Source organism: Dolichospermum planctonicum (assembly GCF_005402965.1).
Taxonomy (GTDB): domain Bacteria; phylum Cyanobacteriota; class Cyanobacteriia; order Cyanobacteriales; family Nostocaceae; genus Dolichospermum; species Dolichospermum planctonicum.
In genome coordinates, this window is sequence record NZ_BJCF01000026.1 from 28,469 (window position 1) to 54,742 (window position 26,274).

General features: G+C 37.1%; 24 protein-coding genes. 13 read left to right on the forward strand and 11 right to left on the reverse strand.

The features are described from left to right. Nucleotides 1–237: 237 nt before the first annotated feature. The gene (locus tag FFO06_RS12340) at nt 238–1,137 is read left to right on the forward strand and encodes a response regulator transcription factor (protein WP_137908307.1); all 900 of its coding nucleotides are present in this window, start codon (nt 238–240) and stop codon (nt 1,135–1,137) included. 8 nt (nt 1,138–1,145) lie between these two features. Here FFO06_RS12340 and FFO06_RS12345 read toward each other — a convergent pair whose 3' ends face one another. The 4 genes from FFO06_RS12345 to hpnI all read right to left on the reverse strand — a co-directional run bounded on the left by FFO06_RS12345 (nt 1,146) and on the right by hpnI (nt 4,778). Then, on the reverse strand, nt 1,146–1,469 hold the full coding sequence (locus tag FFO06_RS12345; protein ID WP_137908308.1) for a DUF3082 domain-containing protein: 324 nt from the start codon (nt 1,467–1,469) through the stop codon (nt 1,146–1,148). 140 nt (nt 1,470–1,609) lie between these two features. Next, entirely contained in the window at nt 1,610–2,554 is a 945-nt protein-coding gene (gene ispE, locus FFO06_RS12350; protein WP_137908309.1) for a 4-(cytidine 5'-diphospho)-2-C-methyl-D-erythritol kinase, read from the reverse strand. A 127-nt stretch (nt 2,555–2,681) separates the two neighbouring features. Next, a complete protein-coding gene (gene rsmA / locus FFO06_RS12355) occupies nt 2,682–3,497 on the reverse strand; it encodes a 16S rRNA (adenine(1518)-N(6)/adenine(1519)-N(6))-dimethyltransferase RsmA (protein WP_137908310.1) in 816 nt (271 codons plus the stop codon). A 159-nt stretch (nt 3,498–3,656) separates the two neighbouring features. Then, nucleotides 3,657–4,778: a bacteriohopanetetrol glucosamine biosynthesis glycosyltransferase HpnI gene (gene hpnI, locus FFO06_RS12360; protein ID WP_137908311.1), complete on the reverse strand. Its 1,122-nt coding sequence runs from the start codon at nt 4,776–4,778 to the stop codon at nt 3,657–3,659. Between the two features lie 37 nt (nt 4,779–4,815). On the opposite strand from hpnI, the gene FFO06_RS12365 reads away from it, so the two are divergent. Beyond that, complete coding sequence (locus FFO06_RS12365) at nt 4,816–6,444, forward strand: cyclic peptide export ABC transporter (protein WP_137908312.1); 1,629 nt, start codon at nt 4,816–4,818, stop codon at nt 6,442–6,444. Between the two features lie 80 nt (nt 6,445–6,524). After that, entirely contained in the window at nt 6,525–6,908 is a 384-nt protein-coding gene (locus FFO06_RS12370; RefSeq protein WP_137908313.1) for a DUF2237 family protein, read from the forward strand. 150 nt (nt 6,909–7,058) lie between these two features. Here FFO06_RS12370 and FFO06_RS12375 read toward each other — a convergent pair whose 3' ends face one another. From FFO06_RS12375 to FFO06_RS12390, 4 genes are all read right to left on the reverse strand, one after another. Further along, nucleotides 7,059–8,093 carry a molecular chaperone DnaJ gene (locus FFO06_RS12375; RefSeq protein WP_137908314.1) on the reverse strand — a complete coding sequence of 345 codons (1,035 nt, stop codon included), beginning with the start codon at nt 8,091–8,093 and terminating at the stop codon, nt 7,059–7,061. A gap of 104 nt (nt 8,094–8,197) precedes the next feature. Next, the gene (hpnK, locus tag FFO06_RS12380) at nt 8,198–9,046 is read right to left on the reverse strand and encodes a hopanoid biosynthesis-associated protein HpnK (protein ID WP_236097136.1); all 849 of its coding nucleotides are present in this window, start codon (nt 9,044–9,046) and stop codon (nt 8,198–8,200) included. 132 nt (nt 9,047–9,178) lie between these two features. Further along, a complete protein-coding gene (gene hpnJ, locus FFO06_RS12385) occupies nt 9,179–10,612 on the reverse strand; it encodes a hopanoid biosynthesis associated radical SAM protein HpnJ (protein ID WP_137908315.1) in 1,434 nt (477 codons plus the stop codon). Nucleotides 10,613–10,656: 44 nt separating this feature from the next. Then, nucleotides 10,657–11,487 (reverse strand): squalene/phytoene synthase family protein, encoded by an 831-nt coding sequence (locus FFO06_RS12390; protein ID WP_137908316.1) that lies wholly within the window; start codon nt 11,485–11,487, stop codon nt 10,657–10,659. Nucleotides 11,488–12,197: 710 nt separating this feature from the next. On the opposite strand from FFO06_RS12390, the gene FFO06_RS12395 reads away from it, so the two are divergent. The 5 genes from FFO06_RS12395 (at nt 12,198) to FFO06_RS12415 (ending at nt 17,181) form a co-directional block, all read left to right on the forward strand. After that, a complete protein-coding gene (locus FFO06_RS12395; RefSeq protein ID WP_137908317.1) occupies nt 12,198–12,881 on the forward strand; it encodes a LabA-like NYN domain-containing protein in 684 nt (227 codons plus the stop codon). A gap of 298 nt (nt 12,882–13,179) precedes the next feature. Continuing rightward, on the forward strand, nt 13,180–13,503 hold the full coding sequence (locus FFO06_RS12400; protein WP_137908318.1) for a hypothetical protein: 324 nt from the start codon (nt 13,180–13,182) through the stop codon (nt 13,501–13,503). 189 nt (nt 13,504–13,692) lie between these two features. Continuing rightward, nucleotides 13,693–14,208: a sterol desaturase family protein gene (locus tag FFO06_RS12405; protein WP_137908319.1), complete on the forward strand. Its 516-nt coding sequence runs from the start codon at nt 13,693–13,695 to the stop codon at nt 14,206–14,208. Between the two features lie 101 nt (nt 14,209–14,309). Continuing rightward, nucleotides 14,310–16,397 (forward strand): S-layer homology domain-containing protein, encoded by a 2,088-nt coding sequence (locus FFO06_RS12410; protein WP_137908320.1) that lies wholly within the window; start codon nt 14,310–14,312, stop codon nt 16,395–16,397. Between the two features lie 127 nt (nt 16,398–16,524). Beyond that, nucleotides 16,525–17,181 (forward strand): hypothetical protein, encoded by a 657-nt coding sequence (locus tag FFO06_RS12415; RefSeq protein ID WP_137908321.1) that lies wholly within the window; start codon nt 16,525–16,527, stop codon nt 17,179–17,181. Nucleotides 17,182–17,264: 83 nt separating this feature from the next. Here the strand turns inward: FFO06_RS12415 and FFO06_RS12420 are convergent, their stop codons facing one another. Beyond that, a complete protein-coding gene (locus tag FFO06_RS12420) occupies nt 17,265–18,827 on the reverse strand; it encodes a DUF1565 domain-containing protein (RefSeq protein WP_137908322.1) in 1,563 nt (520 codons plus the stop codon). Between the two features lie 392 nt (nt 18,828–19,219). Between FFO06_RS12420 and FFO06_RS12425 the strand changes: the two genes are divergently transcribed. Both FFO06_RS12425 and thiS read left to right on the forward strand, forming a co-directional pair. Next, complete coding sequence (locus tag FFO06_RS12425) at nt 19,220–20,269, forward strand: thiamine phosphate synthase (protein WP_190372352.1); 1,050 nt, start codon at nt 19,220–19,222, stop codon at nt 20,267–20,269. Nucleotides 20,270–20,279: 10 nt separating this feature from the next. Beyond that, nucleotides 20,280–20,492 (forward strand): sulfur carrier protein ThiS, encoded by a 213-nt coding sequence (thiS, locus tag FFO06_RS12430; protein WP_137908324.1) that lies wholly within the window; start codon nt 20,280–20,282, stop codon nt 20,490–20,492. Here thiS and FFO06_RS12435 read toward each other — a convergent pair. Next, nucleotides 20,489–21,724 carry a glycosyltransferase family 4 protein gene (locus FFO06_RS12435; RefSeq protein WP_137908325.1) on the reverse strand — a complete coding sequence of 412 codons (1,236 nt, stop codon included), beginning with the start codon at nt 21,722–21,724 and terminating at the stop codon, nt 20,489–20,491. The two genes, thiS and FFO06_RS12435, sit on opposite strands and share 4 nt — an antisense overlap. Before the next feature lie 1,263 nt (nt 21,725–22,987). On the opposite strand from FFO06_RS12435, the gene FFO06_RS12440 reads away from it, so the two are divergent. From FFO06_RS12440 to FFO06_RS21545, 3 genes are read left to right on the forward strand one after another with little or no spacing between them, the layout of a single operon-like run. Beyond that, nucleotides 22,988–23,950, forward strand: coding sequence for a DUF1517 domain-containing protein (locus FFO06_RS12440; RefSeq protein ID WP_137908326.1), 963 nt, complete (start codon nt 22,988–22,990; stop codon nt 23,948–23,950). Nucleotides 23,951–23,989: 39 nt separating this feature from the next. Further along, nucleotides 23,990–24,235, forward strand: a complete 246-nt coding sequence (locus FFO06_RS22675) for a DUF6888 family protein (protein WP_409333610.1) — start codon at nt 23,990–23,992, stop codon at nt 24,233–24,235. Then, complete coding sequence (locus FFO06_RS21545) at nt 24,225–24,590, forward strand: DUF6887 family protein (RefSeq protein WP_190372341.1); 366 nt, start codon at nt 24,225–24,227, stop codon at nt 24,588–24,590. The genes FFO06_RS22675 and FFO06_RS21545 overlap by 11 nt, the downstream gene beginning before the upstream one ends. 33 nt (nt 24,591–24,623) lie before the next feature. Here FFO06_RS21545 and panB read toward each other — a convergent pair whose 3' ends face one another. Beyond that, complete coding sequence (panB, locus tag FFO06_RS12455; protein WP_137908327.1) at nt 24,624–25,397, reverse strand: 3-methyl-2-oxobutanoate hydroxymethyltransferase; 774 nt, start codon at nt 25,395–25,397, stop codon at nt 24,624–24,626. Nucleotides 25,398–26,274: the final 877 nt, after the last annotated feature.

Consider the following 26,274-nt stretch of genomic DNA (forward strand, 5'->3'; position numbering starts at 1 on the left):
AACTAAATGGAAAGTATTTATTTTTTGTTGTTAAAATCAAGTTTATTCAAACTTAAATGTCAAGCCGCCAAAAACTAATTACTAATTGAGATTATAGCAATTATTAAGATTGTATGAACTCTTTACTCTAATTTTGTATTAATTATTGCTGACATTATATCTAGATTTGTAAGTGATTTATTCCAGAGTTTAGTAATAGTTAAACACCCGAAAATTTAGTGATTGGAATAATTAATTATGTACGAAGAATCAAAAAAAATTATCGTCATTGATAATGATGTTTTTAGTCGCAATTTTATATTAGACTGTCTTCAATCTGAGGGTTATGATACCATAAGTGCAGAAAATGGGATGATGGGACTAGAGTTAATAAAACAATATTTACCTGACTTGGTAATTTGTGATGTGGTCATGCCAGATATGGATGGTTATACTGTATTAAGTAACCTGCGGGAAGATTCATTGACAGCAATTATTCCTTTCATTTTTTTGACTGCTATTAATACAAAGGAGTCTTTACGAAAAGCCATGGAATTGGGAGCAGATGATTATTTAACTAAACCTGTAACAAGGAATGAGTTACTGCGGGCTATTGCTGTTAGATTACAAAAACAAGCTCTTTTTAGATATTGGTATGCTACAAATTCCCATCAATTAGCACCAGCGCAATTCTTGACTACATCAGTAAATTGTCAGTCAATTTTTCCAATTATTCCCCGTCTGAAAAATGTTTTTGATTATATTGAAGCTAATTACCAAGAAGGAATTACTTCCTCTGATGTTGCAGAAGCTGTGGGCTATTCTTCTGCATATTTAACTAATCAAGTTGCGAAACAAACAGGAAAAGCAATAACTGCTTGGATTATCGAACGACGAATGGTAGCAGCACGGGCTTTATTAAAAAATACGCATCAGACAATTGAAGAAATTGCTGCTAAATTAGGTTATCAAAATACTTCTCATTTCTCCCGACAGTTTAGCCAACATCATGGTTTATCTCCCGCCCATTGGCGGAAAAAACATCAGTTAACTTCAACTTCAAAAAATACCAAGTTGCAATTTATCAAAAATGAAAATAATTCACCATTAGCTAAACCTGTACCTGTAGTTAGTGGGAGAGGGACAAGTTTTAAATAAAATTAAAATTAACTACTTTTAGGATTAGTTAATTGCTGAATAATCAGTTGAATTGCTAAGGCTAATAAGCCCAAAGCAACTAATCCAAATATTCCCATTCCCAAGGCGACTACACCTACTACCAAGGTACGCACAGCCGAACCAATGTTAATTACCATTTGGTTATCGGAATGGATGGGTTTACGGGCAAAAGTAGTGGCGATTGATATCATCAGAGAATAAGCCGCAAATGCAAATCCTCCTGACATAATTGCCCCGGTTAGACAGCGTAAAGGGGTGGGTGGTACTTGAGTGGAAATATCTGCTGATGGTGTTTCTTTTGGTTCATTCATAACAATTTAAAATCGAAGCTGAATAGGTTTTAAGCTGTGAGACGACTGGAAGCCGCTACTAAACTGTACTGCATTGAATTTGTATAATTATAGCGGGCAAGATACCCGCACCACAAGATTTAGCCATATTAATGATCCAATTAACCTATTTTAATTCCATGTTTAATTGTCCGCGTTACAAACAATTCTAAATCTTGATCAGGAATAGCTTCACGTATTCGCTGCTTGACTATTTCTCCTTGATTTTGAGATTCGACAATAGCAAACACTGAAGGGCCAGAACCGGACATCATTGTCCCTAAAACTTCTTTTTGATTGGCGAATAATTCTCGTAATTGCAATACTTGGGGGTAAGCTGGTAGTACAACTTTCTCTAAATCATTATGTATTTTTTGGGCAATCTCTTCTGTATTTCGATGTAAAATGGCCTTGACCATGGCTTCTGAATGAAATGCACTAGCACGAGTCGCAAAAGTATCTGCATCTTGCACATAGTTAATGCCAAATTGTTGCCGATAGGTTTTATATGCCCAAGGTGTGGAAACTTCTAAACTGCGATATTTTGCTAATACTATATGTAGATTATCTAAACTTTGCAGGGGTGAAAGTTTTTCACCTCTACCAGTGGCAATAGCTGTTCCTCCACCAATACAAAATGGTACATCTGAACCGAGATTCGCGCCTAATTCTTCTAATTCTGATTGGGTTAATCCCAAATCCCAAAGTAAATCTATTCCCACTAATACGGCTGCGGCATTGGTAGAACCTCCAGCTAAACCAGCAGCAACCGGAATCTTTTTTTTGATGGTAATATCAACACCGCCAAAATTACTAAAAGCCTGGGGAAATTCCTTGGCCATTAATTCCGCTGCTTTGTAAACTAGATTGGTTTGATCTGTGGGTACTTGGGGGTGATTACAGTAGATACGAATATTTTCAGTGCTGGCAGTCTGGATATCAATTTGGTCGGATAAATCTATGCTTTGGAGTATCATTGCTAATTCATGATATCCGTCAGTACGACTGCCGATAATTTCCAAATACAGGTTGATTTTGGCCGGTGCAATTAAACTATAAGAACGCATAATGTTTATTGATGTCTATTTGAACATTCATCATATTTGTGAGGGCTGGTAATGGGTAATTGGTAATGGATAATTGGTAATTGGGAAAATTCCAGAGTTAAGACCAGTATTTTGATGATCTCTCCGGCTATTGATTCCCTATGGTATTTACCAGTGATACCCATTGTATAACGCTGAGGTCTTCAGCGCGAACTTGGGGATTTATTTCTAATTCTTCCAGAAATTGTGTCAAGCGATCGCGGTCAATGACTGATTGTAAATTATTTCTTAACATTTTCCGTTTTGATCCAAATCCCAATTTAACTAAATTTTCTAATTTTTGGGGGTCATGGGCTGGAATTGCTATTTTTTTAGGAGTCAAGCGCACTACAGCCGAATCTACCTTTGGTGGTGGTACAAATGCAGCAGCGGGAACTGTACAAATTAACTCACAATCTGCCAAATATTGCACCCGTACGGACAAGGCGCCAAAAGTTCGAGAACCCGGTTTAGCATATAATCTTTCTGCTACTTCTTTTTGCACTAATAAAACAATAGAATCAAAAGGTTTTGGGTTAGGATGAGAAATAGTGCCAAGTAACTTTTCAATAATTGGACCAGTGATATTATAGGGAATATTCGCAACAACTTTATTCTGGTTTTGGAAATTAGCAAATGCTGTTAATTGCGACGGTAAATCAAGAGTCAGAAAATCACCTTGTAAGAGTAAGAAATTTTCTTTTTCACCTATTTGTTTGACAAGTAATTTACACAAATCCCGATCAATTTCTACCGCGAGTAAAGATCTCACCAGTGGTAATAAACGACGGGTTAAAATTCCTGTACCAGGTCCAATTTCCAGAATTTTATCACTTTCTTGACAATTAGCGGCTTGGACAATTGCGTTAAGTGCTTTATCACTTTTTAACCAATGTTGAGCAAACTGTTTACGGGGTTGAATCATGTTGTTAAAAGGGAACAGGGAACAGGGAACAGGGAACAGGGAACAGGGAACACAGGAAGAAAGACAGAATTGATACCTACTGAGTCTTGTATGGCTACGCCACCCAAGCTATCAAAAATCAAATAGGAGTCCTATACTGTAATACTGTTAAAATATTCTCTAATAATCAATCATTTTTAATTTACCATCTTTAACTAATTTAAACTTTGTTCCTCGCCATTCAATAGTATTACCAAAAAAGCCACAACACCAAATTATAAACCTCACTATATCCGCAAAGGGAATTAACCAGAAAAACTTTTTAGTTACTGGGTCATTTAGGACTTTTACTCCTACCACCCAAGCCATAATTAATCGCATTACCAAAGTTATGGCTAAAACCAACCAAGAGAAAATAGCAGCACTACTTGTTACCAACAATAGTAAACTGGAAATTGTCCCAAAAGTAAATACTAATCCCCGATAACCCCAAGGACGAGAAACGCGAATACAACGGGCCCAGCGAATTTGACGATTAATAGAACCTAATAAACTACTATGTCCTAGTGCGTGTTCTACGATATAGTGAGATAATGCAATTTTATCACCTGCTTGGGTTGGTAAATAACCGAGTTGATAATCATCTGCTAAATAATCGGCCACTGCTGCAAAACCGCCAATTTTTGCTAATGTTGTTTTACGGATAACAATGGTTGATCCCAAAGCAAATTTTATCCCCTCTAATTGTTTGCTGACTAAAATACTGGGTTGAAAATCTGTAGCTGTACAAATAGCTTCTAAAATGGTAGCTATTCCCTGGGCTGTGGAACGATATAAACAGGTAACAACACCAATTTTTTCATCTTGTAATGGTTGAATGACTGTTTTTAAATATTCCGAACAGACACGAATATCACTATCAGCAATTAATAAAATATCATATTTAGCAATGGTGACAGCATTAGCTAAATTACTAATTTTCAAATTTGCGCCCAGAACATAATCATTTATGACTAAAGTAATATCTATTTCTGGAAATTGTTGTTTGAGTTTGTCAACTAATTCTATACTAGGATCTGTAGAACTGCGAACACAAAAAATAATTTGATATTGGGGGTAATCTTGTTGACAAAATGAGGCTAAGTTAGTGTAAGTCCCTTGATCAACACCACAAAGGGGTTTGAGAATGGTGACAGGGGGATGAAATTCCGGGTTTATGGGGGGAGATTTACGCAAAAAAGCGATCGCTGTATAAACCCCATAGATGTAAAATAAAATAGCAGATAAACAGAAGATCAACATAAGCAGGGGAAATTGTTTTCCTAATGACTAATAACCAATGAATCTAATTTACTTTCTTTTACGTTCTGCTTGGAAAATGGTAGCAATAGCCATTATTACAGGTTTTTTGAGTGGTGGTAGTAGTGCGGGATTAATTGCTTTAATTAGTAGTGCTGCGAGTCAAAGCAATACTTCACCCCTGACAACTATAGCCTGGGGTTTCGTTGCTTTAGTTCTCGTTGCTTTAATTACCGGCGTAATTTCCCAAATCATGTTAATTCGCTTATCTCAAAATGCTGTTTTGCAATTAAGAATGCGGTTAAGTCGGCAAATATTAGCATCGGAATTAAGTCATTTAGAACAACTAGGAAATCCGCGCTTATTAGCAACTTTAACAGAAGATGTTCAAGCGGTAGCCAATGCTGTCTATGTGATTCCCTTTTTATGTATTGATATGTCCATGGCTTTAGGATGTTTACTATATATAACTTGGCTATCTTGGTTAGTGTTTATCATGGTTTTGGTTTTAATGCTATTAGCTATTACTAGTTGTAAATGGTTATTAGATAGAGGAGAAAAATTATTAGCTTTAGCGCGGGAAGATCAAGACATTTTATTTAAAAATTTTAGCACGATTACGGCAGGAATCAAAGAACTCAAACTGCATTATCAACGGCGGCAATTTTTCTTAACTCATCGTCTAGAATCCACAGCTAGTAGATTTAGAAATCATAATGTACAAGGTTTAACTTTATTTGCCACAACTACCAGTTGGGGAAAATTAATATTTTTCTTTGCCATTGGTTTTGTCCTTTTCATTTTACCATATTTATTCGCCATTGATGCCGAAACTCTATCTGGTTACATTCTCACATTTACTTATTTAATGTTACCTATGGATAATATTTCCAATAATTTACCATTAATTAGTAAGGCCAGCGTAGCGTTACAAAAAATTGAATCTTTAGGTTTATCTTTAGCTAGTCGGGCTGAAGTTGCCACTACACCTCCTAATTCTCTCACAAATTGGCACAGTTTACAACTCAAAAATGTTACTCATGCTTACTACACAGATCAAGAAGATAATAGCTTTATTCTTGGTCCAATTAATCTTACTCTTTATCCCCAGGAGTTAGTTTTTATTGTTGGTGGAAATGGTAGCGGTAAATCATCTTTAGCTAAACTAATTACTGGGTTATATATTCCTGACAATGGGGAAATTATCTTAGATCAAAATCCGATTACCGAAGCCAACCGCGAATGGTATCGCCAACATTTTTCTGTAGTATTTTCGGATTTTTACTTATTTGAAGAACTGCTAGGATTAGCAAATCATAACTTAGATATTCAAGCCCAAAAATATTTACAGAAATTGCAACTGGATCATAAAGTCAAAATCGAAAATGGGCAACTTTCCACCACAGCCCTTTCCCAAGGACAACGAAAACGCCTCGCATTATTAACAGCATATTTAGAAAATCGCCCAATTTATCTATTTGATGAATGGGCTGCTGATCAAGATCCATTATTCAAAGATATATTCTATACTCAATTATTACCAGAATTAAAAGCACAGGGAAAAACAATTTTAGTCATTAGTCATGATGATCATTATTTTCATTTAGCTGATAGAATTATTAAATTAAACTATGGCAAAATTGAATTTGATAAACTCCCACAAACTTAGGAATCATAACCAAGAATACCTTAATGGTACAAGTGACCGTGAAATCAATCTAAAATCTAAAATCTAAAATCTAAAATCAAATGACAGAACCTAAAAACGTACTGGGAACAAAATTAGAAATTTGCTGTACTTCTCCCATGACTGGCTTTTACCGCGACGGATTTTGTACTACCGGTGGTCAAGATGTGGGAATGCACGTCGTTTGCGCTCAAGTGACAGAGGAATTTTTACAATATACTAAATCCCAGGGTAATGATTTGAGTACACCTGCACCTTATTTTAGCTTTCCTGGCTTAAAACCCGGTGATTGTTGGTGTTTATGCGCTGCCAGATGGCAAGAAGCCCTAGAAGCTGGTGTTGCACCGACCGTAGTTTTAGAAGCTACTCATGCTAGGGCGTTAGAAGTTTGTAATTTAGCAGATTTGCAAAAACATCGAGTAATTCGTAATGAGAAAAATGGTTAATTAATAATTATTAGCAAATACAGCAGTTCCCGATATTATGAAGTACAGATATTAATAATAAAACTTTTGTGGTGCGGGCATCTTGCCCGCACAAGGTGTACCTCACTCAAGCTGAACTTGCTGTATTTTAGCAAATCTGAAAATTATTTGCTAACTAAAATTCATCATCTCCCCAAATTCTTCCATCATTTTTTCCAGTAGGTCTTCCATCATATCCTCCCGATTAGAACGGAGACTTTCTGGACCTGCGAGAAATTCTTTAATGGTTATTTTCTGCTCTTTAAAGTCTTGAACAAAATCACGAATCCCCGCAACCAACTTAATTTGAGCTTGCATGGTTTCTAGCATTAATGCAATACAATCAACACCTTGTTTGGTTGCTTTTTTGTAATCAGCAACCATTGTTCCTTCTGGGGTATTTTTTGCTAACCGGAGTTCTTGCTTCAATTTATCGTACTGATTTTTGAGAATTTCATTTTGTTGTGCTATGGTTTTGCATTTACGATTTAAATCATTTTCGCTATTATTATCAATTATTTCTCCTACTTCATACTTTCTTTCAATTTCTAAAAGTCTCGCTAAATCCCCCTCTTGGTAAGCTTTATTAATTTCTTTCATAATTTCTGTGTGAGTCATTTGGGTTTCATTGTCTTTAACCTTATCAGGGTGAAATATCTCCGCTAACCGCAAAAATATCTGTCGTACCTTTCTAGATTCATCTGTTTTACCCACAGGGGATTCTGAATTTATTTCTGCTTCCCAATATTGACGACTTTGATGATTTTCTTGAAAGTTATCATTTTCAGATAATTCCTCTAATTCTTGATCTTCTTCAGTGGCTTTATAACTAATAATTCCTCCCATTTGCAAACTTCTGTACAAAGATTCTATCCTTTTCTGAGTTTGTTTTCCCAGTTTTCTTGTAGTGAAAATTTCCGCAAATAAAGCATGAATTTCCTCATCTAATTCTGCCATTTTTTTCATATTAGGACTGGCTTTATGAAATACCTCTTTTGTTAAAGAACGCATTTTTTCAATAAAGTTATTTAATTCTGCACGCTTTCTTTTAATTTGCTTTAATAGAGATTGGTGTTCTTTTTCTAAACCCTCTAACTGAAGATGTAAGTCAGATAGTGCTAGGGGAGTTACTGTAGTTGAGGATGCTGTTTTTGTTTTGCGTGGCATGGCAGATACAATTAAGCTTAGGGTTGATAAACGAACACAAATAATATTATATTTATTATATTTTATATATTTATGTTTATACAAGGTTTATACAAGATTTTTAATTAAATTAACTGGTGATAATTACTCAACTCAAACCCCTTCACAGTCAGCAATTCCCGCACTTTATGACTTAACAAAGCTTTTAATTCTATTTCACCACAGTTATTTGTATCAGTATTCACCAAAGCAGGATGAGCATAAATCTCTACTAACTCGGCTTCAATTTGCGGTATCAAACTCAGTAAATATTCTTCACTTATGTTACCAGTTTGTAACAATCCATAAACCCTATCAGCAAAGTTAATATGATGGGCTTTTAATAAACCTTCTCCATAGTGTCGTAATTGTCCAAAGACAATAGACCAAATTATTTTAGTGAGTAAATTACGTCTATCAATTTTGAGATTTTTGGTCAATTCTTCTGAAGGTAAACGAATGAATTTAATCTTAAATTCTGCTGCAAATTCTGTTAAAATATTCAAAATTACAGGATGTACATGAAGGTGTAAATGTCCATCAACATGAGCCAGATTTAAACCAGAATCACGGAATTTTTCTAATTGAGCAGATATTTCTAACCGCAATTCTGCACGGGTAGCTTGATTAAATTGATAATTTAATCCGGCTTGGGTGGGGTTATGGGAAAAATTACCCTGAGAGTCTACTAAATGGGGAATTTGTGCTGGTGGTAAAACAGATTTACCGCAAACTAAAACCAGATGTAAACCAACCGCTAAATGAGGATGATTTTTTGCTAAAGCGATCGCCTCTTGTGCAGCATCACCAGTTACCATTAAACTAGTGCTAGTTAAAATACCTTCTTCGTGAGCTTGAATAATCGCTGCATTCACATCATGAGAAAATCCGAAATCATCAGCATTAATAATTAAATAAGACATTGGTATATACATAATTAGGATTAAAAATGTCAGAATCAGGATAACCAGGATTAAAGGATTAACAGGATTATTAAATCAAATCCTGAACATCCTTAAATCTTGTAAATCCTGATATGGCTACCTCACGCTACGCTATCAGACGATTTACCTAGCTAAAGCTTGAGTCCGACGTTCACTTAAATAAGCAAAGAACTCCTTACCTTCCCGCAAACGACGCACTAACATTTGTCTATCTCCCAGCATTTCCCGCACTATGGGAATAATCGCTTTGGGACGGAAGTAAAACTTACGATACATTCTTTCTACTGCGTCTTCAATTTCCCCACTAGAAAGGCTTGGATATTGCAAAGTTGAAGTTTGAATACCGGAAGTTGCTACTAAAGATTCATTCGCAAACCAACCATTTTCTCGCGCTTGGTCATACAATTCTGTACCTGGATAAGGTGCAGCAATAGAAACTTGAATTGTATGGGGACTCAATTCACAAGCAAAGCGAATTGTTTCTTCTACAGTTTCCTTTGTTTCTATTGGTAAGCCAATAATAAATGTCCCATGGACAGTAATACCCAATTTGTGGCAATTTTTCATAAATTCTCGCGCCACTTCCAACTTAATACCCTTCTTAATATTATTCAGAACTTGTTGATTACCAGATTCAAAACCTACTAATAACAACCTTAAACCATTATCTCGCAAGGTTTTGAGGGTATCATAATCTAAATTAGCACGGGCATTGCAACTCCAAGTTAAATTCAGTCGCTTCAGATGTTGACTAATTGCGATCGCTCGATGTTTATCAATGGTAAAAGTATCATCATCAAACATATACTCCCGCACGTTGTCCCCAAACAAAACCTTGGCTTCCTCCATTTCTCGTCCTACCGCATCCGGGCTTTTATGACGGTATAAATGTCCGCCAATGGTTTGTGGCCACAAACAAAAAGTACATTTTGCTGGACAACCCCGCCCAGTATAAAAAGATATGTAAGGATGTTGCAAATAACCAATGAAATATTTACTAATATCCAAATCACGGGCGTAAACTGGTAATACACTGGGCATAGCATCCCAATCATGAATTAAAGCACGTTCCTCCATGTGGTGAATATTACCCAACTTATCCCGATAACTCAAACCCTTGATTTCATCCCAAGGTTTCCCCTCTGCTAATTCTTTGCAGGTATAATCAAATTCATTGCGACAAACAAAATCAATGACCGGATTTTCCTGTAAAGTTTCCCCTGGTAAAACAGCAACGTGCGCTCCTACAAAGCCAATTTGCACACTCGGATTTTGTGCTTTTATCGTCTCCGCACACTTAACATCATTCGCTAAGGACGGTGTACTAGTGTGCATAATTACCAGTTCATAATCCTTGGCAATTTTCAGCACATCATCCACCGTTTGCCCATGGGGAGGTGCATCAACTAACCTACTACCAGGCACTAAAGCCGCAGGTTGTGCTAACCAAGTCGGATACCAAAAGGAGGTAATTTCTCGTTTTGCTTGATACCGCGCTCCTGCACCACCATCAAAACCATCAAAAGACGGTGGACTCAAAAATAAAGTAGTTTTCATGAATATCTCTCACACGCAAATTTTTTACTTTGGTCAATTTTTACCTAACTAGCCTTAGCATTTACACTCATCAAGTTTTCAATCAGTGAAACAACATCACTACGACTGAGCTTTTCCTTGCCATTTGCTAAAGCATCAAGAGTACCATGAGCTAAAGCCAGAGGAATTTGGCAAAATTGCAAGGCCGGTCCTTTTGGCAAGGATTTGGTATAAGCATCTGCTAAGATCAAATTGCGACGAGCATATTTTTGGAGATTGTCCTTATTCCAACCCGCTGGGAAAAAATTTACCCCACGAGTTAAATCCTCAGAATTGTTACGGAGAATATTTACCGCTTGTAAACCCCTACCAAATCCTATGGCTTGAGTCCGGTTGCTTTGGGTTCCATCATACCAGTTCCATAAATCTGAGAGTAACAACCCTACCGCACCCGCTACTCCAAATGTATAACGGTCTAATTCCGCTTCAGTTTCTATTTTCCAATTTCTATCTGCCCAATAAGCCATTCTATCGGCCATTGCGGCCGTTGCATCCCAAATCCGTGGAGCAATACTTTCCGGTGCTAATATTGACCATTCTCTAATGCGTAAACTGACTTCTTCCAAAGAATTTTCTTGTCCCTTAAACACCATAGAAAAGGCATCAAGCGGAAAACCATCTACTCCAGATTGTAATGTCAGGCTAATATTTTGCAACAAGCGTTTTTTGGTCTTATGATCCAGAATTGGATCATCTTCGATTTGGTCAATGGCTCGCATACACAGGTATGCCGATGCCACTGCTTCTTGCAATCCTGATGGTAAAATACTAATTGGGATATAAAAAGTTCGACTAGTCTCTTTGAGGATTTGCAACGCATCTCCACGTAAATCCATTTTGTTCACTCCTTGATTTTCACACCACACACAATTTTTGATTTTTCTTTGATTTTTCAATGATACTGGATTTAGTTTTTACTAAACCTTAAAAACCATAAATATCCTAGTATTTAATCTAGGAACTAATAGTTTATCGTGTCTTACTTAACACAAATCTGAAGTTTATCAAAGTTTAGTCTAGTATATAAGGTTTTGGTGACAAGAATTTTTGCTACAGGAGTAGATATCAACAAACCTAATTTCTGAGTATCACAGTAAACTCTTACTACTTAACACTAACTAATGTTAATTCACTGCTAATACCCTGGGAAAAAATTATCGGAAATATTGGGTAAGTTTACTACCATAAATTTATGTCTTTTTAAAGACTAAGTTTAATAACAATCCTACATAAATCCCATCTGATCTTAATTTTTTGTAATAACGGCCTGCATATCTACTTTCCTCTTGCAGCCTCGCTGATTCCCTGGTACATAATATATAAAATATTTAATAAATAGTAAATTAATAGTAAATTTTTCCCAAAAGCGTGCATTTTGTGTAAAATAAATGCAGGTAAATCGCAAAATATATATTTACTTGCAAAAAATTGCCTAAAATATACCTGATAACTGTTAATTTAACTAGGGCAGTGTCAATAAATTAGTCAAGATTGTACTACTTTCGATTTACTCCTAACATCCCTATAATAACATCTAGAGGTATCAATGCAGTTTAATCATCTTAGCAAAAAAAACAACGAATATAAAGAACTTAAAGAAAAACCTCAAAGGTATTGTCCAACTACTAAAGGCACTATTAAAGGGAAAGAATCTAATCCAGTCAATACAGTCAACAATACTGCATTAAATGATGATGAAAATCGTGGTCGCGTTGCAATTTTCATTGATGGATTAAATCTATTTCAGACCGCGTTGCAATTGGGAATTGAAATTGACTATGTAAAATTGCTTTGTAGTTTAACTAAAACCTCTCGTCTATTACGGGCATTCTTTTATACAGGATTGGATATTGGCAACGAAAGGCAACAGGGATTTCTATTATGGATGCGTCGAAATGGCTATCGTGTAGTTACTAAAGATATGAGTGTAGTTGTAGATAATTACAAAAAACCAAATCTGAATGTGGAAATTGCCGTTGATATGATTACTTTAGCACCTTATTATGATACGGCTATCTTGGTCAGTGGAGATGGAGATCTATCCTATGCTGTCAATGCAGTTAGCGGTATGGGAGCTAGGGTAGAGGTAATTGGTTTACAAACAACAACTAGTGACTATCTTATTGATGTAGCTGATGAATTTACTGATTTTGACAGTATTAAACAACATCTTAAAAAGGATTCTTGTATCAGCTGTAGTTATCGAAGTTCTTCTAATTACCAGTTTTAAATTCCCAATAATTTGTGAATTATCGTTTCTAAATAATTAGACATTTATTATACTAACTTTGAATTTTTAACTTGGAGGGTATCTAATTTTTCATTTTATTTGCCACTTTTTTAATATCTATGCTATACCAGTCTAGAAACGGCTAATTAACATTAATAAGCATAATCACCATACTCTAAAATGCAGCTTTAAATCAAGTATGATTGCTGATTAATGTGTTTTTAGCACTCAGTCAAAATGTATCTTAAATAGATATATTTATGAGAACTTAACTTATATTATTAAAGGAGTAAGTGCTGTGAATCAAATCCAGTTAACTTTATTTATTAGCTATTTGCTAATGACTGCATATTTTTTTACTAATTGGTTAACTTTTTCCCTCCGTTCCCCTACATCTTCTCCAGAGGATAAATTTTTATCATTTATGATGTTCATCATTACTACAATCTTCTGGCCTGTAGCTATTGTTATCTCTTGCTTAGAAGTAGTTAAAAAAGGCAAATTAGAATTTACTGTTCTATTTCCCGTACTTTTAGCAATATTCGCTGTTGGTATTTCCTACTATTTAAGTTCAGTACATGAAGATTGGCTGTGTTATCATGATTTATTTTGTCATATTTAAATTCTCAGCGGCAACAATCTAGGAATTTGAATTTTAAGACCTATTCCCTCAATAGATAATTTAACCTAAATTTATACTGATGTTAACTCAATCTTTGTTCTCTGGTTATGCCGTTAGTGATAAAATCACAAAGATAAAATAAAAAAATATAGTATATCTATCAGCTTATAGATGTATACAGGATATCAAATGATTGAGGCTATTGCTGTCTCTTGGCTACTACTGATTTTGGGGGATTTCCTTTCCACCTTTTTCTATCATGTACCTGAACACGTTTTTGGTAGCCTCCACCTGACAACTCACCACTCCTCGAAAAAGAATTTCCGCCACTATGCCATTTTAACATTTAATCCCCACGTGGTTTTAGATGGGATTTTGGGAGCTTTACCTTATTTACTGATAGCATTCTGGTTATGGGGTTTATCTCCCATTGGCGTAATTTGTGGTTTATTGTTTGGTCAGTTCCATGTGTGGTGGAGACACGTAACTTCCTTAGGGAGGCAAACACCTCAAGCTGTAATTGTTTTGTGTAGGTTATTGTTTATTACTACACCAGAACAACATTGGTTACATCACCAAAAAACTAACTTGGGCTTTGGCGATATTTTCACGTTTTTTGACCAACCTGCGAGAATTTGGATGGGTTGGTTACGTCTATTAAGAATTAATTGGCGTTCTCACACAGAAACTCACATTTCTGGATAAACTAGATTTTGACTAAAATTATCAACTTGAAATTTTCAGTGTGTCAAAAGTATGGTTAATTTATGGATGTCACCATTTAAACCATACGAGTTTGACAACCAATGGTTAATTCTAGTCTTATTGCTACAATTTATGTGAATCCTGCTACAGGAAAGGATAGTAATACTGGTTCTCGTCTCAATCCCTTGAAAAGTATTACCTGCGCCCTAAAACAGGCAAAAACATCAACAATTATTCAGTTGGCCAATGGAACTTATGGAACAGCAAATGGAGAGGTATTTCCCCTCATCATTCCACAGGGGGTATTGGTAGTAGGTAATGAAGCCAATAAAGGCCAGGAAATTATCATTTCTGGCAGTGGGGAATATCAAAGCTCTAGTTTCGGGTTACAGAATATCACTTTACTATTACGAGGTGATGCCAGTCTCTTAGGTGTAACCGTGATTAATACCATAGCCAAAGGTACTGGTGTTTGGATTGAATCATCAGTTCCTACGGTAGCCAATAGTACATTTAAGAACTGTGCTAGAGAAGGAATCTTTACTACTGGCAATGCTAAACCGGGTATTATGGATAATTTATTTATTAATAATCAATTCAGTGGGTTAGTCATGGCTAGGAATAGCAAAGGGGAAGTGCTGCGGAATTTATTTCAAAACAACGCTTTAGGTATAGCCATTAGTGACTTTGCAGCCCCTTTAGTGGCAAATAATAAACTTTCAGCAAATGGGACAGCGATCGCCCTTGCTCGTGATGCTAGACCCGTATTACGACGAAATCTGATTGTCGGTAATACCCAAGGAGGTTTGTTAGTCAATGGTAATGCCGTTCCCGATTTAGGAAATCCCCAAGATCCTGCCGACAACATTTTTCGGGAACAGGGGAAATTCGATTTACAAAATGTTACAAATCAAAAAATCATCTCCGTTGGTAATCAGTTAAATCCTGCCCGGGTGATTGGATTAATAGACTTCATAACTGCTACTGTTGATACCCCCAGTCAAATAGGAGTTAGTAGCAGATTTGCCGATTTAGAAGGACATTGGTCCGTTGCTTTTGTGGAATCCCTGGTTAGCAAAGGTTTTATTAGCGGTTTTCCCGACGGGACTTTTCAACCAGCCACACCGATTAACCGCGCTCAATATGCGGCTGTGATTACTAAGACATTCCAACTTCCTGAGAGTAAGCAACTAGATAGATTCAAAGATGTTAAATCGAACTTTTGGGCGGCCAAAGCCATAGCCAGTGCTGCTGAGAACGGCTTTTTGACAGGGTTTCCCGATGGGACATTTCGACCAGAAAATAATTTAACAAAAATTCAAGCTTTAGTCTCCATTGTCAACGGTTTAAAATTGAGTGGTGGTAATCCTAACATCTTAATGGTATACCGCGATCGCGCCCAAATTCCCAGTTATGCCACCAAGATCGCTACCGTAGCTACCCAAAAATTATTAGTGGTGAATTATCCCCAACCAGATCAATTAGAACCGCTGCGGGAAATTACCCGCGCCGAAGTAGCCGCCCTAATTTACCAGGCATTACTAGCCATAGGCCAAGAAAATCCCCTCCCTTGTTCCTATATTGTCAAACCAGAGACAGAGATTCCCTCCTTCTGTGATATTGTCGGACATTGGGCAGAACCATTTATTCGGGCATTAGTTAGTATGAACTTAAGTCAAGGTTTTGCTGATGGGACTTACCAACCAGATCAAGCCATGACCCGCGCCCAATACACGGCTTTAATTGCCACGGCCTTTAACCCCCCTGCTAAACGCCCTAGCCCCGAATTTACGGACATACCCAAGGATTTTTGGGCGGCTAAGGCCATTGAAATAGCCGCCAGGGGTGGTTTTGTGGGCGGATTTAGCGATCGCACCTTCCGTCCCCAGCAAAAGGTTCAACGGCTACAAATTATCGTCTCCTTGGTCAATGGACTGGGACTCTCAGCCACTAATCAAAAGACTTTAATCTACAAAGACCAGAATAAAATTCCTGAATATGCTCAAACAGCAGTTACTATCGCTACCCAACAAAAAATTATTGTTAATTATCCAGATCCCAATTTGCTTGCACCTACTAGGGAGGCCACTCGTGCTGAAGTGGCGGCCATGGTCTATCAAGCATTAGTAGCTACTCGACGGACAAAAATTATTAACTCACCTTATATTGTTTTGCAGATCAGCAATTGACAAGTAGAATAAAAAACATTGCCTATCAATTTTGCCGCTGGTGAAAAACCACTCATGTAGCTAAAAGTACGCTAGGCTAGATGCGATGGGTGAAATGTTTATGCCTATTGCCTGCAATTTATAGCCCATGTTAACAACATCCCCCGTTACTCAAACTTTTGCGGCTCCTGCCGAATTAGCAGCTAAATTATTAACTCACTATAGCTTTGATCTAAATGGATATAATGCTAGTGAGTTAATTGACCGCTGGCAAGTAGAATATCCCATTCATTGGTTACACCTGGCGGTAATCGAGGCTTTGTATCAAGGTCGTTATAAAGCTATATCTGTACAGCAAATCTTGACCTTTTGGCGGCGAAAGGGAGAGACAACGTATCATTTTAACATGGAATTTGAGCGCATGATTTGTAGCAAATTTCCTGAACGCCTCACGTCCCTCTCCTTACCAGTTTTACCACCTGCTAAACAGGAGATCAGGACTGAACAATATCAACATCCTCAATTTCCTCAAATATTACCAGCTAACGTTAGTTATAATTACCAAATAAATCATGATTTACCACCAGCAGCAGAAAACTGGGATACTGAGGCAGAAAATACAGAAGTAAGTCAACCAGCAATTATTGCGGACATTTCACCTCAACCAGCACAACAGTTGCCCCCACAACAAACTGCCAATAATCCCCCTATTGGACAGTTTACCCCCCAAAAGAGCGATCGCACTGAATCCTTGACATCCAAACTCAAAGCCCTCACTGGTGAAAACTTGGAGTTGGCATTTTAGTCTGTTCTCTGTTCTCTGTTCTCTGTTCTCTGTTCTCTGTATTTCTGCTTTTACAAATCATCAATCAACCACTACCCATTACTTTACTTCTCAGAGTCAATAACTGCTTTTAAACCTTTGCTATTGAAGATGTTAACCACTTCAGAAGCACTTTCTTGACTACTAAATACTCCCACTTGCATTACCCTTCGTCCTTGCCAAACTTTATAAAAAGCACCAGTAGTCAAAGAAGTGACTAAATCCTCTTGCTGCTGATTTGCAACAAATACAAGCACCCGATAACTGACATTTTTCTCAGTAACTGTATAACTTTGCGAGACTGAATTACGAATATTTCCCCCCCTTACGGCTTGAGGGGCAACAAATTCAATAGCACCTGAGTCAAGTCTCACAGAATTAAATTGGGGTGAATTAGAGTTATTTGGTGATTCTGGCAATTTATTGGAATTAGGGGCAGTTGTCACCCTTAAAGGTGTTATATTTCTCTGATGAGGAGAATTGGAAACAGTGGGCGCGGAAAAAGTGATTGGTGTCTCCCCTGAAGTTGCTGTTGGTAAAGGATTAGAAGGAGAATTTCCGTCCGTAGGTGCGCTTGTACCTTGAAGATCTACTTTACCGCTAATACGATTACTAACCAGATTGTTCCCAGCGGCAGAAATTACCAATTTAGCAGTTTTGGCATTGATATCATAACGACCATTATTCCGAAATACATTTTTCCCTGGATCATAATTACTACCTAAATCTGGTCTACCTTGGGCAATAACTACTAGACCATCTTCTTTGTTACCTTGAATAAAATTATTCCTGAATAGTGGTGTAGCATTTGCTTGGACAATAATACCCGATCTATTGTCCTGAATTTGGTTAGCTACTACTACCGGAGCAGCATTTTGGGCAATGTTAATCCCAAAACCAGTTTGTTGAAAGACATTTTCCCTGATTTCCGGGCGAGCATTCCCAGAAATAGTTATACCATTAGCACCATTGGCAACAAAATAATTTTTGCTAATACTAGCTGTACCATCACCTGTGACAGCAATTCCATCTTGAATATTATTAGTAAAGGTATTTTCCCGAACTATAATATTACTCGATTCAATCCATAACCCATAACCACGACTATTGGAGTTAGTAACAGTGACACCACTTAAACTAGCTTGGTTAGCACCGACAATGGACACATTTTGACCGCCAAAACTGCGACTGAGGTATTCACCACCTCCAATAATTGTCACAGTTTTGCCTTTATTGCTAATATCCCCTTGAATGGCTACACCAGGTTTTAACATTAAAGGAAATATTTCGCCAGTTTTGGTACTATATGTACCAGGAGTGAGGATAATTAAAGTGTTAGCCTTTGATTTTTCTAAGGCTTGACTAATTGTTTGCCAAGGTGCGCTTTCACTACCATTACCTGTCTTGTCATTTCCTATACTTGGGTTGACAAAAAACTGGTTAACCTGAGATATTGTTTTCTCGTCTGGCAGCTTTTGTTCTAATCCTGTGGGTATTTGAGCAAAGGCGCTATGGAAACTGGTAGTTAAGAGTGTTAGACTTGTAAATCCTAAACTAACTGTTAAACTGAAAATTGAGAAACTCACGGAATTATTAGGGGTGTTAACAGATTTTTCTGGAATTATCATTTCTATAAGACTCCTGTAAAACACATACTAAGCATAGTATATCAACTGCTACTGCTATACAATCAATTTTTATACTATTAATTCATAGTAGTATATCCACGATGTTACTTGTACCTTGACCGAAAAAAATCGGATACAAGCCCCGTCCTTCTAGGACGACTTTATGGTAGACTAAGTATAGTCGCCACAGGGCATTGGGAGACTATAAACGGACACTCCAGACCGGATAAGACTACTTTTCGGTAGCACCAGTCAGTGAAGTGTCAAGGAATCCTCGCTCATGAAAGGACGAGGGGTATGTCAAAATAATTAGTTAGCAAATATTTAATCATCAAACATAATGAATCAGGCCGGCTATTACGATGAATAGCAATAAAAATGAGGTTGCTGTAATGGTTTCAGCCCACAGCCACACGCAGCAAACTGTTTATCGCATTTTAGATGCTAATTTAGATCGCGCTCGTGAGGGTTTGCGAATTATTGAAGAATGGTGTCGCTTTGGTTTAAATAATTCCCAGTTTTCAAGTATATGTAAACACTTACGTCAAGAATTGGGGACTTGGCATACGGCGGAAATACGAGCAGCAAGAGATACACCTGGAGATCCGGGAACTGATTTAAGCCACCCCCAAGAGGAAGAAAGGGCTGATATTACATCTCTATTACAGGCTAATTTTTGCCGTGTGCAAGAAGCACTCAGAGTCCTGGAGGAATATGGTAAGCTTTATAACCCTCAAAAGGATATGCAAATGGGAACGGTCTGTAAGCAAATGCGTTATCAGGTTTATACCCTGGAAAGTAATTTGATGGGTTATCAGCGTCATCGTTTATTATGGCAATCGCATTTATATCTGGTAACATCTCCTATAGACAACTTATTGGCAATTGTGGAAGCGTCTCTTCAAGGTGGACTAACTCTGTTACAATATCGAGAAAAGACCGCTGATGATTCGGTGCGTTTAGAACGGGCTATACAGTTACGGGAGCTATGTCACCATTACGGAGCTTTATTCATTATTAATGATCGGGTGGATTTAGCATTGGCTGTAGATGCTGATGGTGTACATTTGGGACAACAGGATATACCCATTGCTGTGGCTCGTCAATTACTGGGAAATCAGCGCATTATCGGCCGCTCTACCACAAATCCGCAAGAAATGCAAATGGCAATTACTCAAGGTGCAGATTATATTGGTGTGGGACCTGTGTATGAAACACCAACTAAAGCAGGTAAAGCCGCAGCGGGTTTAGAATATGTTAAGTATGTTTCCCAAAATTGTCAAATTCCCTGGTTTGCAATTGGGGGTATAGATGGGAGTAATCTGAATGATGTCATGAATGCGGGAGCGCAGCGGGTAGCGATAGTGCGATCGCTCATGCAATCGGATCAACCTACTTTAGTAACACAGTATTTTCTCTCTCAACTCCATCGAGTCAAATAAAAACGGTTTTATGTCTGATCAAATTAGTCTCCAAGTCAATGGAGAAACTCGCAATTGTTTATCCCCAACTCCTTTACCAGAATTACTTCAACAACTAGGTTTTAATCCTCGTTTAGTTGCGGTAGAATACAATGGTGAAATATTACATCGTCAATTTTGGTCAGAAACTGAAGTTAAAAATGGTGATTGTTTGGAAATAGTCACCATAGTTGGTGGTGGTTAATTCAACAAACAAGAGGAAGAAGATTCAGGAGTATATAACCAGCGATGATAGTTTTTCCGTTTTGCTAATTCCTTACCTTGACGGCCAAGTTTTTCTCGTAATTGTGAATCTCGACACAAACGATTAAAAGTTTGCAGAACTTCATAGCCAGAATTAGGATTTACTAATAAACCATTTTCTTCATGATGAACTGCATCTAAAACACTTCCCAAACGAGGAGCAATTACAGGTTTACCAAAATAACCTGCTTCTAAATAAACTAAACCAAAGTTATCTATAGTGTTATCATCATGATCATCTGAATTTAACATAGCGAAAATATCACAAGCTGCATAATAACCGGCTAAATCTCGTTCTGGTACATAGCCAGCAAAATGAACCTGTTTAGTGATTCTTAGTCTTTGGGCTTGCGATTTTAGCTGGTTTTCACAAGATCCTGCACCGCAAATAATACAATGAACATCGAAACCAATAGTTAGCAATACAGGAATATTATCTATCACCCGATCAAAGTTTTGATATTTAACCAAATTACCAACAGAAAGAATAACAATTGCTGTTTCTGAGATATTGTAAGTTTGACGAATGCGGTTACGTAAATCATCAATATGACTAAAACTAGTAGGAGTACCAAATCTTTCTGGCCTGACTACTGGATTAATCACATGAGTTGGAGTATCTAGACGAAAAGTATTTCTTAAAGAATTGCGAATATGAGAACTATTACAAACAATTCCATCAGCCCGTTTGAGAGTTAATTTTAATAGCCATCTCCATAAAGGATTAGTAGCTATACGAAGTAAATCATGACCATGTAAATAGATAAAAAAGCGAATTGGTAAAATATAACTGAGTACCAACAAAGCTGGGAAATCATAACCATGACACCATTCAATGTAGCGGTAATGATAGCGAAAATATAATTTAATAGCTAGTAAAAAAGCAGCAGTAATATTCAAGCCAGATTGGAGAATATTTCCTAACCAGTTATCGCACCAAGCAGGAAAATAAAACCAACGATAAACCGGAAATTGCTGGGATTTATCAAATTTTTTATCCCCAGCACAACCACCAGCTAAGACAATTACCCGGTCTGGATCTTGTAAACAACGATTATAGACATATTCACCAATTACAGCTTCTTGTGGCCGGAATATTCGGGAAATAACTAGGATATCTGGATAAGCTGTTTTATCTCTAACTTGTAACCCTAGTTGCGATATATTTTCCATAATTAAGCCTCATAAATTAACTAGAATTAAGGCGTTATCTTGAATTAAATTCACCAAGATTCATTACTTACTGCTCAATAGCCATCTGAATAAATTGCTAAAACTATCTAACTGGTAATTTCCACAGATTAGTGATTACAGAAATTGAGATTGAGATAATCATTTTTGAGAAATTTAACAACAGAAAGGAGGTAGAAATAGGGATTTTTTAATGCTGGATATGAGCAAAAAATTTGCGATATTAAAATTAGGTATTGACATTTTTGCTGATAAGTAAAACTCTCACTTTCTAATTAATACACAAGATCAAGATGAATTTATATTATGAAACACCTTCCTGACAAAACTATAAATTTATTACCTATTTTGTTGCCAATTATTATTGAATTTGCTCAATGTTATCAATGCTGGACAAGTTATCTGCATCATCAAAGATAGCTATGATTTATCATTGACACTTCCAAGAGATTACTCAGAAACTACTTGGAAAATTGTTCAATCTAACTATTTCCCCTATAATACCCTAAATATTGGCTATTTTCGTGCCAGATCGCCAGAAAATAGCCAGCAATTTTGTAATCTGCATGATAGCATTTACTGCCAAATAATGATTTAATAATGCCCATTATTTTTACCTTTGTTGCTTACATGATTTTCATCAAAATTCAGGGTATCAATCATTGCATTTACCCGCCATTAATTTGAAAATATTTAGGCGTTAATCATAGCTAGATTTGCTACATTACAACCTATATATGAACAAATTTTTCAACTTGCCCCTATACTTAATAGGTAGTAAATGTAAAATTTTAATTGTTACTATGCTTACATCATTCATTAAAAGTCAAACCCCCTGGACTATAGGTGCTACATATTCCGTCTCTATCCGGAAAAAATTAGTTAGTAGCAAAATTATGAATAGAAAAAAATCCAATCATTTAAAACACTTTTGCAGAGCGGTAGCAAGATTCACACTTAATCAATAAGTGCTAAAATACTAAATTAGAATTATTAGTGATACTAATGAATTTTTTAGCACTAAGATTATTGAATATGGCATTGCTGGGAAATAGAAATAATTAATTAATTCCAAAGTTTTTTGGGAGAGAGGAGATTTCACGGTACGGTTATCAACGTCAGAAATCCCCCCTAATTTCCTGGCTAACCAACATCAGAAGCGTTAGATTGAAGGTAGTGCTATAGATTGCGCTGCTTTTCCCAGAAGAGCCAGTGTAAAAATACAGTTGTCGTCATCCATGAGTTATGAATAAAAAATTACAAGGATTTCTCAAGCCCCTATTTAAAACCGTCTTTATTCTTAGCTTAGTGCTAACTTTAGCCTTTAGTCATACCAGTGATGCCCTAGCAGCCCGTTCTGGTGGTAGAATTGGTGGTGGTTCTTTTAGAATGCCTTCTAGCCGTACTTATGCACCCCGTCCCAATATGCCGAGTAGTGGCGGTTACTACGCCCCTTATGGCGGTGGTTTTGGCTTTCCCTTTCTTTTACCCTTGTGGGGTTTTGGAGGCGGTTTTGGTGGGTTGTTTGGAATTTTAATCTTGTTCGCTATGGCGAATTTTTTAGTCCAAACCTTCCGCCGTGTTACCAGTGGGGAAACGGAAGAAGTAAGTTATAATAGTAACGCTTCCGTGTCTGTGACTCGTTTACAAGTTGGGTTATTAGCTCAAGCCAGAGATTTACAAACTGAACTGAATCACATTGCGGAAACTGCTGATACCAATACTCCAGAAGGAAGAAGCGAAATTTTACAAGAGGCTAGTTTAGCTTTACTGCGTCATCCTGAATACTGGGTATATGCGGGTAGTGGAACTCAACAAGCAAAGTTAAATGCCGCCGAATCCCAATTTAATCGTTTATCTTTGGCTGAACGGAGTAAGTTTAGCGAAGAAACTCTCTCTAATGTGAATAATCAACTAAAAGCTGTTTTGAGCAAACAAGCTTTATCAGGGGAAGATAACCCCACCCGCTTAATTAGCGAAGGTCCAGGGGAATATATTATTGTCACCTTGTTAGCAGCGACTTTAGGTAAATGTCAAATTCCCGCTATTAATACTGCTGATGATTTGCGTCAAGCTTTGCGTCAAATTGGTAGTCTTCCCAGTGAACAACTGTTAGCAATTGAAGTTTTGTGGACTCCCCAAGCACCAGGGGATACACTGACATCAGATGATTTGTTTGCGGAATATCCTGATTTGAAATTGGTTTAATTGGGGATTAGGGCTGAAAACAGTTAGAAGTGACTGGTAATGGAAAATTGCGACATTAGTTTTAAGATTATTGATGTCATAATTGAGGAAACTACCATTTTTAATCCTACTGCTGTACAAGCCCTAACCTGTCTCAGGGTTTGCCAGATGGTCTCTAACAGCTTTCTAGACATCCACTTAATTCGGTTTAATGAAATTAAGGGATATGTATACATTCTGGCAGGTGATGAAATGGAAATTTTAATCTTTCCTGAAGGAAATTGGAGGTTTATTGATGAAACCTAATTTTGATCAAATGCCAACAGATGATTTGAGAGCTTATGTACGGAGAAACCATGATGACTGGGAGGCTTTAGATATTCTGGTTAGTCGTCGTACTCCTGATTCAGAAGCTACATGGTATGCGCCAATGGTAACAGCAGAAGGTGTACCAATAGAAGAAAATATCCGGTTAGGGGAACAAGCTATTCAGGAACGAATTGCCTTAGAGCGCGAAAAGCAGTTAATTAGGACTGACATAGAAAGGGAGACGGAATATAAACGTTTGATTGAATATATGATTATTGCAGCAGAAAAATATATGAAACTTCCTTTGATAGAAGAAAAAAACAAAATCAATCAAGAATCTCAGAATCAATAGCCTTTCATAAAGCTATTCTTCCTAGAATATTAACTATTTAGGAAACTCTCCTTCTCGCACTTCCACAGCGTAATCTTGTACAGCTTTGGTAATTGTTTCTCGTAAGTTAGTATAAACTTTGGCAAATGGTGGTTGTTTTTCCGAAAGTCCCAAAATGTCAGAAGTGACTAATACTTGACCATCACAGCTAGAACCTGCACCAATACCGATAGTGGGAATACGGATTTTTTGAGTGATTTCCATTGCTAGTTTGGTGGGAATATGTTCCAATACTATAGCAAAAACACCGGCCTTTTCGAGAGCGATCGCTTCATTAAAAATTCTCTCTCCTGCTTCCTGGGTTTTTCCTTGTTGTCGTAACCCTAATTGATGAATTGATTGGGGTGTTAAACCGACATGACCCATAACGGGAATCCCCGCTTGAACTAGTCTAGTAATGGTGGAAACCATTGCGGGATAGCCACCTTCTAACTTTACCGCTTGCGCTCCTGTTTCTTTCAAGACCCTACCAGCAGAGTGCATAGCTTGGGAAATACTTTCTTGATAAGTCAAAAATGGTAAATCAACCACGACCAAAGCGTTTTTAACACCACGACGGACGGACTTAGCGTGATGTATCATTTCATCCAAGGTAATTGGTAACGTAGTTTCATAACCCAAGATTACCGCAAGAGAATCACCAACCAGGATCAAGTCTACACCAGATATATCTAAAAGTTGAGCGATCGCATAATCCCAGGCAGTTAACGCAACAATCGTCCGTCCCTGTTGTTTCCACTGAGTTAATTGTTGAGTAGTAACTGACATAAATAATTGTTTAATTGTTAATTATCACCTAAATATTCCATTTCTCACATTTTACAAAAAATATACTGGAGATAAAGATTGTAGAGTCGAGAATCCCTAGATGAGCAACGTCACTACAAAAGTTTCAAGTCGTGGCGAAGCCGTATTATACTAGTCATCAAATTTTAAAACATACTCTAAAATGTAGACATCTGCTAACTCTCTTCCTCTGTGTTCTCTGTGCCTCTGCGGTTCGATAAAAAAATATATCTACTTATGCGTAAAATAGCTAATACAGCCACAGGGGTTAAAGACCTTGCAGACACAGCAATACTCAGATATGCACATTTGTAAAGTAGATTTAACAAAATGTTAAATCTTTCTATAATAGGAAAATTAAATAAGTTAGTTAACAAAACTTCAGAAATAACTTATTGAATTTTGATCTATTGTGGGGTAAGCTACAAATTCAGTGATGTGCAGTTTTTTCTCCCTTGCTCATCCCATGACTAAATCGGTCTTCAGAGAAAATGCTTCATGACCAATCTTTACCCGCTTGAGGTGGATAGATCAGGAAAAAAGAGAATTGCAGCAAACCAGGTTAATATCTGGAATGTAATTTTCCGGTAAAGTTCCGCAGAAGACCAATAAAGGCCAGTTAATCTTAATCAAATCGGTTGAGTGGGATATGCTTTCCTCAAGATGAAAAGATTTTGTATTGCTGGGACGAAAAACAACAGCGTCAAAAGAGTACGTCTGAACCATGGTAAAAAATGAGTTATGGTAATTGTGACTATAACTTAATTTATGCAGCCGCACTGCCACCATAGAAACTAATCGCCCCAAAATATAAGCAAAACTTATGATCTTATTAAGAATGAATAAAGAGTAAGAATGA